Consider the following 16,283-nt stretch of genomic DNA (forward strand, 5'->3'; position numbering starts at 1 on the left):
AGTCGAGACACATCAGTGCGATCCCGATGTCCTTCGACTATGCTCGGGACGAACGGATGCGTTGCGCGGTGGCGGCATGAGGACGCTCTGGACCTCGGCCGAGGTCGCGAAGGCGACCGGCGGCACGGCGAGCGGCGATTTCGACATCAGCGGCGTCGCCTATGACAGCCGCGAGGTCGGCCCCGGCGACCTGTTCGTCGCGCTGAAGGGCGAGACGACCGACGGCCACAAGTTTCTCGACGGAGCCTATGCGGCGGGAGCCGCGGGCGCGATCGTCGATCACGCAGTTCCGCAGCCGCACGTCCTTGTCGGGGATACGACGGCCGCCCTCGATGCCCTTGGGGTCGCAGCCAGGGCACGCACGGCGGCAAAGATCGTCGGCGTCACAGGGTCGGTGGGCAAGACCGGCACGAAAGAGGCGTTGTTCGCGGCGTTCGACCGCATCGCGCCCGGCCATGCCCACCGATCTGTCAAAAGCTACAACAATCATGTCGGCGTGCCGCTGAGCCTGTCGCGCATGCCCCAGGCGACGCGCTTCGCCGCGCTCGAGATGGGAATGAACCATGAAGGCGAACTGGCGGCGCTGACCCGGCTGGTGCGTCCGCATGTCGCGATCGTCACTGCGATCGCACCGGCGCACCGCGCCTTCTTCAAGACCGAGGAAGCGATCGCCGACGCCAAGGGCGAGATTTTCCAGGGTCTCGAGCCGGGCGGGACAGCGATCGTCCCCTTCGACAGCCCGCACCGCGACCGGCTGATCGCCGCCGCGAAACCCCATGCCGCGCGGATCTGGACTTTCGGTTTTGGCGCGGGCGCCGATGTGCGCGCGGTCGACACCGCGCCGGCGAAGAGCGGGGGGACGACGGTGACGGCGGCGCTGCCCGACGGCGGACTGACCTTCACCATTGCCCAGCCGGGCGCGCACTGGGTGTCGAACGCGCTGGCGGTGATCGCTGCGGTCGAAGCGGTAGGCGGCGATCTGGCGGTCGCCGGGCTGGCGCTGGCGAGCCTTGGCGGCATTGCCGGCCGCGGCGAGCGCCACAGGATTCCGGTCGCTGGCGGCGAGGCGCTGCTGATCGACGAGAGCTACAATGCCAACCCCGCATCGATGGCGGCGACGCTGGCGGTGCTGGGCACGGAGAAGGCGGTGCGGCGGGTCGCGGTGCTCGGCGCGATGCGCGAGCTGGGCGACGAAAGCGACGCGCTGCACGCGGCGCTGGCCGGCCCGGTCGCGGCGGCGGGCGTCGAATTGGCTCTTCTCGTCGGCGAAGAGACGCGACCGCTCGCAAAGGCGCTTGAGGGGCGCGTCAAAATCGTTAATGCGGCCGACGCCGTGTCGGCGCTCGCCGTCCTGAAGGACGAATTGCGGCCCGGCGACGCGGTGCTCATCAAGGGATCGAACGCAATCGGGCTTGCCCGCATCGTGAAGGCGTTGGCGGGAGAATTGGTCTAGATGCTGTATCTGATCGCCGAGCAGCTTGGCTTTCCGGGCGTGCTCAACCTCATTCGTTATCTGAGCTTCCGCACCGGCGGTGCCGTGGCGACGGCGCTGTTCCTCGGCCTTATCATCGGCCCGAAGTTCATCGGCTGGCTGCGCGTGCGCCAGGGCAAGGGACAGCCGATCCGCGACGACGGCCCGCAGAGCCACCTCGCCAAGCGCGGCACGCCGACGATGGGCGGGCTGATGATCCTGACCTCGCTCACCGTCTCGCTGCTGTTGTGGATGGACCCGCGCAATCCCTTCGTCTGGGCCTGTCTCTGCGTCGCGCTCGGCTTCGGCGCGATCGGTTTCATGGATGACTGGGACAAGGTGCGCAAAGCGAGCACCAAGGGCGTCTCGGGGCGGACGCGGCTGATCGCCGAATTCCTGATCGCGGGCTTTGCGAGCTGGCTGATCCTGAAGGAATCGGGAACGCTGTTCCACTTCCCCTTCCTGTCCAACTTCGCGCTCGATCTCGGCTGGTTCTATATTCCGGTCGCGGCCTTCGTGATCGTCGGCGCGGGCAATGCGGTCAACCTGACCGACGGGCTCGACGGGTTGGCGACGATGCCGGTGATCATCGCCTCGGTCGCGTTCATGATCATCGCCTATCTGGCGGGCAATGCGAAGTTCGCGCTCTATCTGGGCATCCCGCATGTGCCGGGAGCGGGCGAGCTTGCGATCCTGTGCGGGACGATCGTCGGCGCGGGGCTGGCCTTCCTGTGGTTCAACGCGCCGCCGGCCGCCGTCTTCATGGGCGATACGGGCAGCCTCGCGCTGGGCGGCGTGCTGGGCGCGATCGCGGTGACCGCGCATCACGAGATCGTGCTGGCGATCATCGGCGGCCTCTTCGTCGTCGAGGCGCTGTCGGTGATCATCCAGGTCTATTTCTACAAGCGCACCGGGCGGCGCGTGTTCAGGATGGCGCCGATCCACCACCATTTCGAGCAGCTCGGCTGGAGCGAGCCCACCGTCGTGATCCGTTTCTGGATCATCGCCTTCGTGCTGGCGCTGGCCGGCCTGTCGACGCTGAAGCTCAGGTGATCGTCTCGGGGGCCTTCTCGGGGAAACGCTATGCCGTGCTCGGCCTCGCGCGCTCGGGGCTGGCGACGGTGGAGGCGCTGCTTGCCTCCGGCGCAGAGGTGGTCGCCTGGGATACGAACGAGGACGCGCGCGCGCGTGTCTCGACGTCGCTCGACACGAACGGCAATCTCCGCGTGGCGGACATTCTCGAGATCGACCTGACCGGCTTCGACGGCGTGGTCGTTTCGCCGGGGGTGCCGATCAACCGCCATCCGATCGCGGACAAGGCGCGCGCGGCCGGGGTGCCGCTGATCGGCGACATCGAACTGTTCGCCGAGGCGCGCGCCGATCTGCCGCCGCACCGGATCGTCGGCATCACCGGCACCAACGGCAAGTCGACGACGACGGCACTGGTCACGCATATATTGAAGGTGGCCGGGGTGCCCGCGCTGATGGGCGGCAATATCGGCCTGCCGATCCTGACGCAGGATCCGCTGCCGGCGGGCGGCGTCTATGTGCTCGAGCTGTCGAGCTACCAGATCGACCTGAGCTTCACGCTCGATTGCGACGTGGCGGTGCTGCTCAACATCACCCCCGATCATCTCGACCGCTATGACGGGTTTGCGGGCTATGCCGCATCGAAGGCGCGGCTGTTCGCGATGCAATCGGCTGGGCATGTCGCCGTGATCGCAACCGAAGACGATGCGACGCGCGCGATCGCCGGCAGGGTCCACGGGCTTGTCGAGGTGGCGTCGCGATCGATCGACCCCGGCGCGCAGGCGAACTGGCCGACGCTCCAGGGGCCGCACAACGCCCAGAATGCGGCGGCGGCGATCGCCGCGTGTCGCGCGCTCGGCATCGACGAGGCGGCGATCGAGCACGGGCTGCGCACCTATCCCGGCCTGCCGCACCGCATGGAGCGCGTGGCGGAGAAGGGCCATGTGCTGTTCGTCAACGACAGCAAGGCGACCAACGCCGAATCGACCGCGCCGGCGCTGGCGGCCTATCCGAAGATCCGCTGGATCCTCGGCGGCCGGGCCAAGACCGACGATCTCGACGCGTGCGCGCCGCATTTCGGGCATGTGCGATCGGCCTACACGATCGGCGAGGCCGGGCCGCTGTTCGCGCGTCTGCTCGCGCCGCACATGAAGGTGGTGGAGAGCGGGACGCTCGACGCCGCGGTGAAGGCTGCGGCCAACGATGCCGAGCCGGGCGACGTGGTGATGCTGTCGCCGGCCTGCGCGTCGTTCGACCAGTTCAGGGATTATGAGGCGCGGGGCGATGCGTTCCGCGCGGCGGTAGGGGCGCTGTGATGGCGGCTGAAGGGGTAGTGCAGCGTGAGACACGGCCGGTGAACAAGCGGGTCATCACCCGACTGGGGCGGTCGGACCGGTCGGCGATCGGGCTGTGGTTCTGGGAAATCGACCGCGTTCTGCTTGCGCTCGTCATGGTGCTGATCTCGATCGGCCTGCTCGCGGTGGCGGCGGCCTCGCCAGCGGCAGCGCATCGCTATTCGGGCGGCAATCTCGTCATGGCGCCGCTCCATTATTTCTGGCGCCAGCTTGCCTGGGTGGCGATCAGCCTGCCGGTGATGCTGGGCGTGTCGATGCTGCCGACGACGGTCGCGCGACGCTTTGCGATCGTGGGGGCGATCGTCTTCACCGTCGCGCTCGCGCTGGTGCCGCTGATCGGCGTCGAGGTGAACGGCGCGGTGCGCTGGATCGGCGTCGGCGTGGCGCAGTTCCAGCCTTCCGAGTTCCTGAAGCCCTTCTTCGTGGTGACGCTGGCCTGGGTGCTGTCGCTGAAGGCGCAGGACGAGACGCTGCCCGTGGTGCCGCTGTCGGGCGTCGGACTGGCGCTGATCGCGGTGCTGCTGATGAAGCAACCCGATTTCGGCCAGACCATCGTGTTCGGCACGATGTGGATGGCGCTGCTGATGCTGTCGGGCGTGTCGCTGCGCTGGCTGGGCGGGCTCGTCGGCGCGGGGTTCGCGGCGGTGATCGCGGCCTATCTCTTCTATCCGGTCGCCACGCTGCGCATCAATAATTTCCTGTTTGCCGAAGGCGATACCTATCAGGTGGACACGGCCTATGCGACGTTGACGGCGGGCGGGCTGTTCGGCACCGGGCCGGGCGGCGGCGTCGCCAAATTCCGCCTGCCCGAGGCGCATACCGACTATATCTTCTCGGTCATCGGCGAGGAATTCGGGCTGATCGCCTGCGCGGTGATCGCGCTCATCTATCTCGCGATCGTCGTGCGCGTCTTCGTCAAGCTGCTCGACGAGGAGGACAGCTTCACGCTGCTCGCCGCCGCCGGGCTGGCGACGCAGTTCGGCGTGCAGGCCCTGATCAACATGGCGGTGAATCTGCAGCTTGCGCCGTCCAAGGGAATGACCTTGCCTTTCATCAGCTATGGCGGGTCGTCGATGCTCGCGCTTGCGGTCGGCATGGGGCTGCTGCTCGCCTTCACGCGGCGCAATCCCTACCTCACCCGCTCGCCCTATGTCGTGAAATGGGGCGCCAAATGAGCGCGGCGCGGCACTTCGTCCTCGCTGCCGGGGGGACCGGCGGGCACATGATCCCGGCGCATGCGCTGGCCGAGGAACTGATCCGGCGCGGCCATTATGTCGCGCTGATCACCGACGAGCGCGGCGCGCGCATCCCCGGCGTGTTCGACGGGGTCGAGACGCATGTGCTGCCCGCCGGGCGGCTGTCGGGCGGGCCGGTCGGCTGGCTGCGCGCGGGGCGGGCGATCCTTGCCGGGCGCAGGATGGCGCTCGATCTCTACAAGCAGCTGGAGCCGGCGGCGGTGATCGGCTTCGGCGGCTATCCGGCGCTGCCCGCGCTGCTCGCCGCGCTGAAGGCGAAGATCCCGACGGCGGTGCACGAGCAGAATGCCGTACTGGGGCGCGTCAACCGCCTGCTCGGCGGGCGCGTCGACCTGATCGCCACCGCCTATCCCGATGTCGAGCGGCTGAAGCCCGGCTGGCTCGCGAAGGCGCATGTCGTCGGCAATCCGGTGCGCGACGAAGTGCTGGCGCTGCGCGAACAGCCTTTCCCCGCGCTCGACGCCGAGGGGATTTTCCGCGTGCTCGTAATCGGCGGCAGCCAGGGCGCGACCGTGCTGTCCGACGTGGTGCCCGAGGGGCTGGGCCTGCTTCCCGTTGCGCTCAGGCGGCGGCTGCAGGTGGTGCAGCAGTGCCGGCTCGACGATATCGAGCGGGTGCGGGCACGCTATGCCGAGCTGGGCATCCCCGCCGAGCTTGCCACCTATCTGAACGACATGCCCGACCGGCTGGCGCTGGCGCATTTGGTGATCGCGCGCGCTGGCGCATCGACGATCGCCGAGCTGACGGCGGCGGGGCGGCCCGCGATCCTCGTGCCGCTGCCGATCGCGACCGACGACCACCAGACCGCCAATGCACGCGAGATGGCGAAGGCTGGCGGCGCGCGCGTGATGAAGCAGACCAGGCTGAGCGCGGCCGAGATCGCCGACAATGACGTGGTGCCGGCCGGGCAGGAGCGCAAATATACCGCCGGCCGCTTCACGCCGCAGGAACTGAGCCGCCAGATGCAGAAACTCGCCCTCGAACCCGGCGCGCTCCAGAATGCGGCGGCGCGGGCCAAGGATTGCGGCCGTCCCAACGCCGCCGCCGACCTTGCCGACCTCGTCGAGACGATCGGGGGCGTCGCGTGAAGGGCGTCGCACTCGATATCGGCACGATCCACTTCATCGGCATCGGCGGCATAGGCATGTCGGGCATCGCCGAGGTGATGCACAATCTGGGCTATCAGGTTCAGGGTTCGGACGTCGCCGAAAGCTATGTGATCGAAGGGCTGCGCAAGCGCGGCATCAAGGTGATGATCGGGCACGATGCGGCGAATGTCGCGGGCGTGGCGGTGGTCGTCACCTCGACCGCGATCAAGCGCGGCAACCCCGAAGTCGAATATGCGCTGGAGCATCGTATCCCCGTTGTGCGCCGGGCGGAGATGCTCGCCGAACTGATGCGCCTCAAATCGACGATCGCGGTTGCCGGCACGCACGGCAAGACGACGACGACCTCGATGATCGCGGCGATGCTCGACGCGGGTGGGGTCGATGCGACCGTGATCAACGGCGGGATCATCAACAGCTACGGGTCCAACGCGCGGCTGGGCGCGTCGGACTGGATGGTGGTCGAGGCGGACGAGAGCGACGGCAGCTTCCTGCGCCTCGACGGGACGATCGCGGTCGTGACCAATATCGATCCCGAGCATCTCGACCATTATGGCTCGTTCGAGCGCGTGAAGGACGCCTTTGTCGAGTTCGTCGAGAATGTGCCCTTCTACGGCGCCGCCGTGCTGTGCCTCGATCATCCCGAGGTGCAGGCGATCTTGCCGCGCGTCCGCGACCGGCGGATCGTGACTTACGGCTTCTCGGCGCAGGCCGATGTGCGCGGCGAGCATGTGACGCCTTTCCCGGGCGGCAATCGCTTCGACGTGCTCGTCCGCGATCGCGAGGGCAATATGCGCGCGATCAAGGGGATCGAGCTGCCCATGCCCGGGCGACACAATGTGCAGAATGCGCTCGCCGCCGTCGCGGTCGGGCTGGAGATGGGGCTGTCGGACGATCGCATCGCCGTGGGCTTCGCGCAGTTCGGCGGCGTCAAGCGCCGCTTCACCAAGGTCGGCGAAGTGGCGGTCGATGGCGGGGCTGCCTCGATCATCGACGATTACGGCCATCATCCGGTCGAGATCAAAGCCGTGCTGGCCGCGGCGCGCGAGGGCGCGCGGAGCCGGGTGATCGCGGTCGTCCAGCCGCATCGCTATTCGCGCCTCGGCAATCTGATGGACGAGTTCCAGTCCGCCTTCAACGATGCCGACATGGTCTATGTCGCCCCAGTCTATGCGGCGGGCGAAGCGCCGATCGAAGGCGTCGATGCCGAGGCGCTGGCGGCCGGGCTCCGGCGACGCGGGCATCGTGCGGCATCGACCATCGCCGACGCCAAGGCGCTGGCCGCCGATCTGGCGGACGTGGTGCGCGCCGACGATCTGGTCGTCTGCCTCGGCGCGGGCGACATCACCAAATGGGCGGCCGGGCTGGCCGATGCGATCCGCGAGGCGCGGGGATGAGCGTGTGCTACGCCCTGCCGCCGCTGCGCGGGACCGCCGAGCATGGCGGGAGCCTGGCCGACTTCATCTGGTTCCGCACGGGCGGCCCGGCGGAATGGCTGGTGCGGCCGGCGGACGTGCAGGATCTCGCCAGCTTCATGGCCGGGCTCGATCCTTCGGTCCCGGTGCTGCCCGTGGGCGTGGGATCGAACCTCATCGTGCGCGATGGAGGCGTGCCGGGCGTGGTCGTGCGCCTGCCCAAGAGCTTCGCGAAGGTCGCAGCCGAGCCGGGCAACCGGATCAGGGCGGGCGGCGGCGCGATGGGGATCACCGTCGCCAGCGCCGCGCGCGACGCTGGCGTTGCGGGGCTTGAGTTCCTGCGCGGAATCCCCGGCACCGTTGGCGGCGCGGTGCGCATGAACGCCGGCGCCTATGGGCGCGACACCTCCGACATCCTCATCGAAGTGACGCTGGTGCTGCGCGACGGCAGCGTCGAGACCTGGCCGGCGTCACGGCTGGGCTACACCTATCGCCATTCGGAGCTGCCTGAAGGCGCAGTGGTGGTCGAGGCGCTGTTCGAAGGCGTGCCCGGCGATAAGGCGGCGATCGGTGCCGAGATGGACCGGATCGCGGCCGAGCGCGAGGCTTCGCAGCCGCTGCGGTCGCGCACGGGGGGGTCGACCTTCAAGAACCCGCAAGGCGACAAGGCCTGGCGGTTGATCGACGAGGCCGGCTGTCGCGGGCTGACGCGGGGCAGCGCGCAGGTCAGCGAGAAGCACTGCAACTTCCTGCTCAACCTTGGCGAGGCGACGTCGGCCGAGATCGAGGCGCTGGGCGAGGATGTCCGCAGGCGGGTGAAGGACAAGTCGGGCGTCACGCTCGAATGGGAAATCCAGCGTATCGGAGTGAACAAGTGAGCGAGCCCCTCCACATCGCGGTGCTGATGGGCGGCTGGTCCGCCGAGCGCGAGGTTTCGCTGACCTCCGGCCGCGGCGTCGCCGATGCGCTCGAGGCGAACGGTCACAGGGTGACCCGCATCGACATGGGGCGCGACGTGGCGCTGAAGCTGGCCGAGGCGAAGCCCGACCTGGTGTTCAACGCGCTCCACGGCACGCCGGGCGAGGATGGCACGGTGCAGGGGATGCTCGACCTGATGGGGATCAAATATACCCATTCGGGGCTCGCCACCTCGGTGATCGCGATCGACAAGCAGCTGACCAAGCTGCTGCTCGTCCCCGCCGGCGTGCCGATGCCTGGCGGGCGGATCGTGAAGAGCGCCGAGCTTTACGAGCGCGATCCGCTGCCGCGCCCCTATGTGCTGAAGCCCGTCAACGAGGGGTCGTCGGTGGGCGTCGCGATCGTCACCGACGACGGCAATTACGGCAATCCGATCGCGCCCGACGCGCGCGGCCCCTGGCAGGAATTCGACGAGCTGCTCGCCGAGCCCTTCATTCGCGGGCGCGAGCTGACGACGGCGGTGCTGGGCGAAGAGGCGCTGGCGGTCACTGAACTGCGGCCGAAGAGCGGCTTCTACGATTATGACGCCAAATATACCGATGGGATGACGGACCATATCCTGCCCGCCGACATCCCCGACGAGATCGCCGAGGCCTGCCGCGAGATCGCGCTGAAGGCGCACCGCGTGCTCGGCTGCAAGGGGGCATCGCGCGCCGATTTCCGCTGGGACGATAATCTGGGCGTCGAGGGACTGTTCCTCCTCGAGGTCAACACCCAGCCGGGCATGACGCCCCTGAGCCTCGTTCCCGAACAGGCAAGATATCTGGGCATGAGCTACGAAGCGCTGGTCGAGCGGATCGTGAGGGAGGCGCTGTGAGCGAACGCGCCACTATCCGCCGCGGATCGCGGCCGCGCGGCGGGGCCAAACCGCGCCGCAAGCAGCCGGTGAAGCGCCAGTCGCTCGCCAGCCGGATGCTGGCGCGCATCCCCGTTTCGCACGAGACGATCCAGCGCGCGACAACCTGGACGATCGTCGGGCTGGTCTGCGCCGTCGGACTGGTGGTGGCGCAGGTGCTGGGCGTGCCCGGCATGGTCGGCACCGCGATCGCCGAGACGATCGGCCATGCCGGCTTCGAGGTGAAGCGCGTCGACGTGACGGGCATTAAGCGCATGGACAAGCTGACGGTCTATGCCGTCGCGCTCGACCAGAAATCGCGCGCGATGCCGCTGGTCGATCTGGAGCGCGTGCGCGCCGAGCTGCTGCAGTATGGCTGGATTTCCGATGCGCGCGTCTCGCGCCGGCTACCCGATACGCTGGTTGTCGATATCGTCGAGCGCGCGCCCGCAGCGGTCTGGCAATATCAGGGCAAGCTGGCGCTGATCGATGCATCGGGCGTGGTGCTGGAGGATGTGTCGCAGGCGGCGATCCCCGATCTGCCGCTGGTGATCGGACCCGACGCCAATACCCAGCTTGCCAGCCTCGACGCGCTGACCGGTGCGGTGCCGCGCATCAAGCCGCTGCTGTCGGGCGCGAGCTGGGTCGGCGGGCGGCGCTGGGACCTGCGCTTCCAGTCGGGCGAGACGCTGGCGCTGCCCGAGGACCCGCGCGAGGCGACCAAGGCGCTGGCGCGTTTCGCCGAGCTGGACGGCAAGGACCGTTTGCTGGGGCGCGGCTTCATCCGCTTCGACATGCGCGATCCGACCAAGCTGGTCGTGCGCGTCGACCGGCATCCCAAGCAGATCGACCAGCCCCATGATCAGGGGCAGGCGGAGGGCACGGCGACGCCGGCGCCCAAGACGAACGAGCAGTTGAACAACCAGGGGACGCCGCAGGGGGGCGGCCAGTTGCTGAGGGCGAGCCAGACGATATGAGCAGGGGACACGAAAAGAGAGTGCAGCCGCGCGGCGAGAAGCTGATCACCGCGCTCGACATCGGATCGTGGAAGGTTTCCGCGCTGATCGCCTCGCAGGGCGAGGGTGGCGAGCTGACCGTGCTCGGCACCGGGCAGCGCGAGAGCCGGGGCGTGCGGCGCGGCTATATCGCCGACATGGGCGCGACCGAGCTGGCCGTGCGCGAGGCGGTGGAGCAGGCCGAGCGGATCGCCGGCACCAATATCGAGGATGTGTGGGTCAGCTTCTCGGCCGGCGGGCTGGTCAGCGACATCGCCTCGGTCGAGGTCGAGCTGGGCGGCCACCGCATCGAGCAGGAAGATATCGACGAGCTGCTGGCGGCGGGGAAGGGGTCGATCGACCCGCATGGTCGCATGGTCCTCCACGCGCAGCCGACGCTCTACACGCTCGACGGGCTGCAAGGCGTCAAGAAGCCGCTGGGGCTCCATGCCGACCGGCTTGGCGTCGATATCCATGTCGTCGCCGCAGACGGATCGCCGGTGCGCAACCTCGACCTGTGCGTGCGCAGCGCTCACCTCGAAGTGAAGTCGATCGTCGCCTCGCCCGTCGCGACGGGCATGGCCTGCCTCTCCGACGAGGAGCGCGAGCTTGGCGTCGCGCTGGTCGAGCTGGGCGCGGGCGTGACCAACGTCTCGCTCTTCTGCGGCGGGCTGCTCGTCGGGCTGGCATCGATCCCGTTCGGTGCTGCGGACATCACCGACGATATCGCATCGGCCTTCGGCACGCGCCGCAGCCAGGCCGAGCGGATGAAATGCTTCTACGGATCGGCGACCGCGACCCCGCGCGACAATCACGAGATGATCGACGTCGCGCCGATCTCGGCCGAAAGCGACGGCAGCGAAGGCGCCCGCATCACGCGCGCGCAGCTGATCGCAGTCATCCGCCAGCGGCTCGAGCATCTGATGGGCGAGATTTCCAGGGCGCTGAAGGATCTGGGCTTCGCGGGCCCGGTCGGGCGGCAGGTGGTGCTGACCGGCGGCGGCGCCGAGCTGAAGGGCATTGCCGACTATGCGCAGGGCAATCTCGGCCGCGCGGTGCGCGTCGGCCGGCCGCGCGGCGTGGCGGGAATTCCTGACGCGCACAGCGGCCCCGCTTTCGCCACGCTGGCTGGCCTGATCCATTTCGCGGCCTCGGATCCCGTCGACCTGCGGGCCATCCTGCCAAGCCACCAGCCCGTCGTGAAAGCGCCGGGTTCGGCCTTGCTCAACCGCCTCGTCGCAGCGTTCCGCACAAGTTACTAACAGAAAAATCCACAAGATTAACTTTTAGGGTGAAACCGTGAGTCAGTTGAGGCTAGAATCGACCGGGGCAAGGACGGCGTCCGCACCGGATTTTGGGGAGATCAGCGCATGAGCATCGAATTCATTCCGCCCGAGGTCGATGAACTGCGGCCGCGGATCAGCGTGATCGGCGTCGGCGGCGCGGGCGGCAACGCCATCGCCAACATGATCGCCAGCCAGGTGCTGGGCGTGGACTTCATCGTCTGCAACACCGATGCGCAGGCGCTCAACGCCTCGGCGGCGGAGCGTCGCATCCAGCTCGGCCCCAAGATCACTCAGGGCCTCGGCGCGGGCGCGCGGCCCGAGATCGGTCGTGCGGCGGCGGAAGAAGCGCTCGAGCAGGTCGAAAAGGCCCTCGACGGCGCCCATATGTGCTTTATCGCGGCCGGCATGGGCGGCGGCACCGGTACCGGTGCGGCCCCGGTCATCGCGAAGGCGGCGCGCGAGCGCGGCATCCTGACGGTGGGCGTGGTCACCAAGCCGTTCAGCTTCGAGGGCAATCGCCGCATGAAGTCGGCCGAGGCCGGCATCGCCGAGCTGCAGAAGCATGTCGATACGCTGATCGTCATCCCCAACCAGAATCTCTTCCTGATCGCCAACCCGAACACGACCTTCAAGGAAGCGTTCAAGATGGCGGACGAAGTGCTGCAGCAGGGCGTGCGCGGCATCACCGACCTGATGGTCATGCCCGGCCTGATCAACCTCGACTTCGCCGACGTTCGCTCGGTGATGGGCGAGATGGGCAAGGCGATGATGGGCACCGGCGAGGCCGACGGCGATAATCGCGCCATCGAGGCCGCCGAGAAGGCGATCGCCAACCCGCTGCTCGACGGCGTGTCGATGAAGGGCGCCAAGGGCGTCATCATCTCGATCACCGGCGGCGAGGACATGCGCCTGATGGAGGTCGACGAGGCCGCCAACCACATCAAGGAACTGGTAGATCCCGATGCGAACATCATCTGGGGTTCGGCGTTCAATGACAATCTCGACGGCAAGATCCGCGTCTCGGTCGTCGCGACCGGGATCGAGGCCGACGCCGCGAACATGCCCGAGCCGGCCCGCGTGCTGAGCTTTCCGGCGGCGCGCAAGGCCGAGCCTTCGCCCGTCGAGCGCATGCCGTCCTTCGCGCCGCGCACGGCGGAAGCCCCGGCCGAGCCCGAGATCACCTTGGCACCGCCCGAGCCCGTTGCCGAGGCCGAGCCGGCCCAGACCGTCTCGTTCGTCGACGAAGCCGTGACGGCCGAGCCCGAGCCGCTGGTGCTCGACGCGCCGGTCGCCGAAGCCGGTCCCGACGAGCTGCTGCTCGACAGCCCGACCGCGCCCGAGCCGACCGAGGCCGACCTCGAGGCGGGCCGCCGCTGGCTGAGCGGGGAGGCCGAGCAGGCCGCGCCGCAGCCGGCCCCGGCCAAGCCGACCGGCGGCACTTTGTTCGAGCGCATGTCGATCATCGCGCGCGGCGCCGCCAAGACGCCGGGCGAAGAGGAGGGCAAGGAAAGCCCGCTCGATATCCCGCGTTTTCTGAACCGCCAGAACAACCAGTAAGTCGGTGATCCTTCCCCGGTTCCATTACCGGGGAAGGATCAGCCGCTGATATCGCCCGGTCCGCCGCGCCGGCCCGGCCATCACGTTGCGGAGGACGGCGGGCGCGCATAAGCGAGGCTCATCATGCCATCGCAACGATTCGGTCGCTCCATTCGCACACTCGCGCTCTCCCTTCTGATCACCGCCGCTCCGCTCGCCGCGCAGACGATGACGCCGGGGGGCGTCCTGCCGGCCGGCGCGCCGCAGACGACCAACGCCGATCTGCTCAGCCGCTATCTGCGCGAGCTGGCCGGCGATCCCGAGGATCTGGACGCGCTCAAGGGCGCGGGCAATGCCGCTCTTGAAATAGGTGATACCGATGCGGCGCTGGCACTGTTCACGCGCGCCGAGAAAGTCGCCCCGCGCGACGGCGAGGTGAAGGCGGGGATCGCGCGCGCGCTGCTCAAGGCCGAAAACCCCCGCGATGCGCTGCGCATGTTCGATGATGCGGTGCGGCTGGGCGTGCCCGAGGCGAAGATCGCGGGCGATCGCGGGCTGGCCTATGATCTGCGCGGCGAGCCGCGCAAGGCGCAGCGCGACTATCAGATCGCGCTCGCCGCGCGCCCCGACGATGAGATCACGCGCCGCTACGCACTCTCGCTCGCCATTTCGGGCGACCGCGAACAGGCGCTGAAGCTGCTCCAGCCACAAATCTACAAGCGCGATGCCGCGGCCTGGCGCGCGCAGACCTTCGTGCTGGCGATGACCGGCGACCCGCGCGAGGCGGGCAAGATCACCCACGCGATGATGCCCGACCCGATGGCCGATGCGATGCAGCCCTTCCTCGTCCGCCTCGCCGGGCTGAAGCCGACCGAAAAAGCGCTGGCGGTGCATCTCGGCCGCTTCCCGTCCGACGGCACGCGCATCGCGTCCAATCGGCGCGACGAGGCGCCCGCGACGCCGCCGACGCCGGCCTCCGCACCGGCGCAACTGGCTGCGGCAACGCCGCCGCCCACGGCCAGCCGCCCGACGCGCGGCGTGCAGGCATCGCAGGCCGCAGCCGAGGCTAACCGCCAGTCGCTCGCCGCGACGCAGGCCAAGGCCGAGCAGGCCCGGGCGGAGCAGGTCGCGCAGGCGACGCCGCCGCCGACGCGTGGCGGCACGCAGGCGCCGATCCGCATGACGCCCGAGGCGCGGCGCGGCGCGCTCGCCGACATCATGCGCAATCTCCAGATCCCCGAAAGCGAGACGGCGGCGGTGCTGGCGGAGGCGCCAACGCCTGCGCCGACGCGCACGCGCGCCAGGCCGACGCCTGCCACCCCGACCGCAGCGCCGCCCGCGCGCGGCAAGGGCAAGACCGCGCTCGCCAGCGCCGACGAAGAGGATGCGAAGCCCACACCCGCGCCCGCCAAGGGACGCAAGGGCAAGCCGACCGCCGCCGAGGCCGATGAGGATGCGAAGCCGGTCGCGAAGGGGCGTAACGGCAAGGCGCTGGCTGCGGCCGAGGATGCCAGGCCCGATCCCAAGGCTAAGGGCAAGAAGGGCGCGAAGGCGACGGCCAAGGCCGAGCCCAAGCACCCCTCGCGCATCTGGGTGCAGGTCGCGGGCGGCTCCAATAAGGCCGATCTCGACAAGGATTGGTCGCGCGTCAAATCGCAGGCTGGCGGCGCGCTCAAGGGTCGCACCGCCTATACGACGCCGCTGCGCGCTACCAACCGGCTGGTCACGGGTCCGTTCAAGACGATGGACGAGGCGCAGGCCTTCGTGAACAAGATGCGCAAGGCCGGGATCCAGGCCTTTGCCGTCACCAGCAAGGACGGGCAGGCCGTCGACAAGATCGAGGGCAAATGAGGGCGCTTGCGCCCTGGGCCTGCGATCCGGCGCAGAGCCGGGGGCGTCTGCATGACGAGACGGCGGGAGCGCTGCGCGGGCCGCGCGACGCCTTCCAGCGCGACCGCGATCGCATCATCCACTCGATCGCCTTCCGCCGCCTGCGCCACAAGACGCAGGTCTTCATGGCGCCCGACGGCGATCATTTCCGCGTCCGCCTGACGCACAGCCTGGAAGTCGCGCAGATCGGGCGGACGATCGCGCGCGCGCTGGGGCTGAACGAGGATCTGACCGAGGCCTTGTGCCTTGCGCACGATATCGGCCATCCGCCCTTCGGCCATGCCGGCGAGGATGCGTTGCGCTCCGCGATGGCCGGCGTCGGCGGCTTCGATCACAATGCGCATACGCTGCGCACGCTGATGCTGATTGAAAAGCCCTATCCGCGCTGGGACGGGCTCAACCTCACCTGGGAAACGCTCGAGGGGCTCGCCAAGCATAATGGGCCGATCGACAATCCGAGCTGGGCGATGGCCGAGGTCGATGCGATCCTGCCGATGGAACTCGACCGCTGGCCCTCGCTCGAGGCGCAGGTCGCCGCGATCGCCGACGACATCGCCTATGACAATCACGATATCGACGATGGCGTGCGCGCCGGATTGCTCGACGTGAGGCAGAGCATGGCCGTGCCCTTGGTCGCGCGCGGATGGAAAGCGGCAAGCGCGCGCTATCCCGATATCGGCGAGCGGCGGCTGCTTTCGGAGCTGATCCGCTCGCAGATCGGGCTGATGGTCAACGACCTGATCAGCGAGACCCGTCGGCGGGTGAAGGAATCGGGCGTGGAGAGCGTGGCCGACGTGCGCGCGGCGGGGCGTGGGCTGGTCGGCTTCAGCCACGCGATGCGGGCCGAGGAGCGCGAGCTGAAACGCTTCATGTACGCCAATCTCTATCATCACCCGACGCAGCTTGCGGCGGCCGATGCCGCGCGCCGCGTGGTCGGCGGGCTGTTCGAGGCCTATACCGCCGAGCCGTCCGCCATGCCGGCCGACTGGCGCGACACCCTGCCCGGCGAGGAGCCGGCGCGCAGCCGCCATATCGCCGATTTCATCGCTGGGATGACCGACCGCTACGCCACTGCGCGCTACCGCGAAGTAGTGGGTGCGATCGACTTGCCCGAGGGCTTCTGACCCCGCG

At 68.9% G+C, this 16,283-nt stretch carries 13 protein-coding genes; all 13 read left to right on the forward strand.

Annotation, left to right across the window (positions count from 1 at the left end):
• Positions 1-76: 76 nt before the first annotated feature.
• The 13 genes from AC3WT0_RS17225 (at position 77) to AC3WT0_RS17285 (ending at position 16,276) form a co-directional block, all read left to right on the forward strand.
• Positions 77-1,453: a UDP-N-acetylmuramoyl-tripeptide--D-alanyl-D-alanine ligase gene (locus AC3WT0_RS17225; protein WP_492754668.1), complete on the forward strand. Its 1,377-nt coding sequence runs from the start codon at positions 77-79 to the stop codon at positions 1,451-1,453.
• On the forward strand, positions 1,454-2,524 hold the full coding sequence (mraY, locus tag AC3WT0_RS17230) for a phospho-N-acetylmuramoyl-pentapeptide-transferase (RefSeq protein WP_492754669.1): 1,071 nt from the start codon (positions 1,454-1,456) through the stop codon (positions 2,522-2,524).
• A complete protein-coding gene (murD, locus tag AC3WT0_RS17235; protein ID WP_492754670.1) occupies positions 2,521-3,816 on the forward strand; it encodes a UDP-N-acetylmuramoyl-L-alanine--D-glutamate ligase in 1,296 nt (431 codons plus the stop codon). Before mraY ends, murD begins: the two co-directional genes overlap by 4 nt.
• Positions 3,816-5,030, forward strand: a complete 1,215-nt coding sequence (locus AC3WT0_RS17240; RefSeq protein ID WP_492754671.1) for an FtsW/RodA/SpoVE family cell cycle protein — start codon at positions 3,816-3,818, stop codon at positions 5,028-5,030. The genes murD and AC3WT0_RS17240 overlap by 1 nt, the downstream gene beginning before the upstream one ends.
• Positions 5,027-6,199, forward strand: a complete 1,173-nt coding sequence (gene murG / locus AC3WT0_RS17245) for an undecaprenyldiphospho-muramoylpentapeptide beta-N-acetylglucosaminyltransferase (RefSeq protein WP_492754672.1) — start codon at positions 5,027-5,029, stop codon at positions 6,197-6,199. The genes AC3WT0_RS17240 and murG overlap by 4 nt, the downstream gene beginning before the upstream one ends.
• Positions 6,196-7,614: a UDP-N-acetylmuramate--L-alanine ligase gene (murC, locus tag AC3WT0_RS17250; protein WP_492754673.1), complete on the forward strand. Its 1,419-nt coding sequence runs from the start codon at positions 6,196-6,198 to the stop codon at positions 7,612-7,614. Before murG ends, murC begins: the two co-directional genes overlap by 4 nt.
• Entirely contained in the window at positions 7,611-8,510 is a 900-nt protein-coding gene (gene murB / locus AC3WT0_RS17255; RefSeq protein WP_492754674.1) for a UDP-N-acetylmuramate dehydrogenase, read from the forward strand. The genes murC and murB overlap by 4 nt, the downstream gene beginning before the upstream one ends.
• Positions 8,507-9,427 (forward strand): D-alanine--D-alanine ligase, encoded by a 921-nt coding sequence (locus AC3WT0_RS17260; RefSeq protein ID WP_492754675.1) that lies wholly within the window; start codon positions 8,507-8,509, stop codon positions 9,425-9,427. Before murB ends, AC3WT0_RS17260 begins: the two co-directional genes overlap by 4 nt.
• Entirely contained in the window at positions 9,424-10,422 is a 999-nt protein-coding gene (locus AC3WT0_RS17265; RefSeq protein WP_492754676.1) for a cell division protein FtsQ/DivIB, read from the forward strand. Before AC3WT0_RS17260 ends, AC3WT0_RS17265 begins: the two co-directional genes overlap by 4 nt.
• Positions 10,419-11,702, forward strand: coding sequence for a cell division protein FtsA (ftsA, locus tag AC3WT0_RS17270; RefSeq protein ID WP_492754677.1), 1,284 nt, complete (start codon positions 10,419-10,421; stop codon positions 11,700-11,702). The genes AC3WT0_RS17265 and ftsA overlap by 4 nt, the downstream gene beginning before the upstream one ends.
• Positions 11,703-11,810: 108 nt before the next feature.
• Entirely contained in the window at positions 11,811-13,283 is a 1,473-nt protein-coding gene (ftsZ, locus tag AC3WT0_RS17275; RefSeq protein ID WP_492754678.1) for a cell division protein FtsZ, read from the forward strand.
• Positions 13,284-13,406: 123 nt separating this feature from the next.
• Complete coding sequence (locus tag AC3WT0_RS17280; protein ID WP_492754679.1) at positions 13,407-15,113, forward strand: SPOR domain-containing protein; 1,707 nt, start codon at positions 13,407-13,409, stop codon at positions 15,111-15,113.
• Positions 15,110-16,276 (forward strand): deoxyguanosinetriphosphate triphosphohydrolase, encoded by a 1,167-nt coding sequence (locus AC3WT0_RS17285; protein WP_492754680.1) that lies wholly within the window; start codon positions 15,110-15,112, stop codon positions 16,274-16,276. Before AC3WT0_RS17280 ends, AC3WT0_RS17285 begins: the two co-directional genes overlap by 4 nt.
• The last annotated feature ends 7 nt before the right edge of the window (positions 16,277-16,283 follow it).

This window comes from Sphingomonas sp. EU05-FHT14C10, from assembly GCF_058790595.1.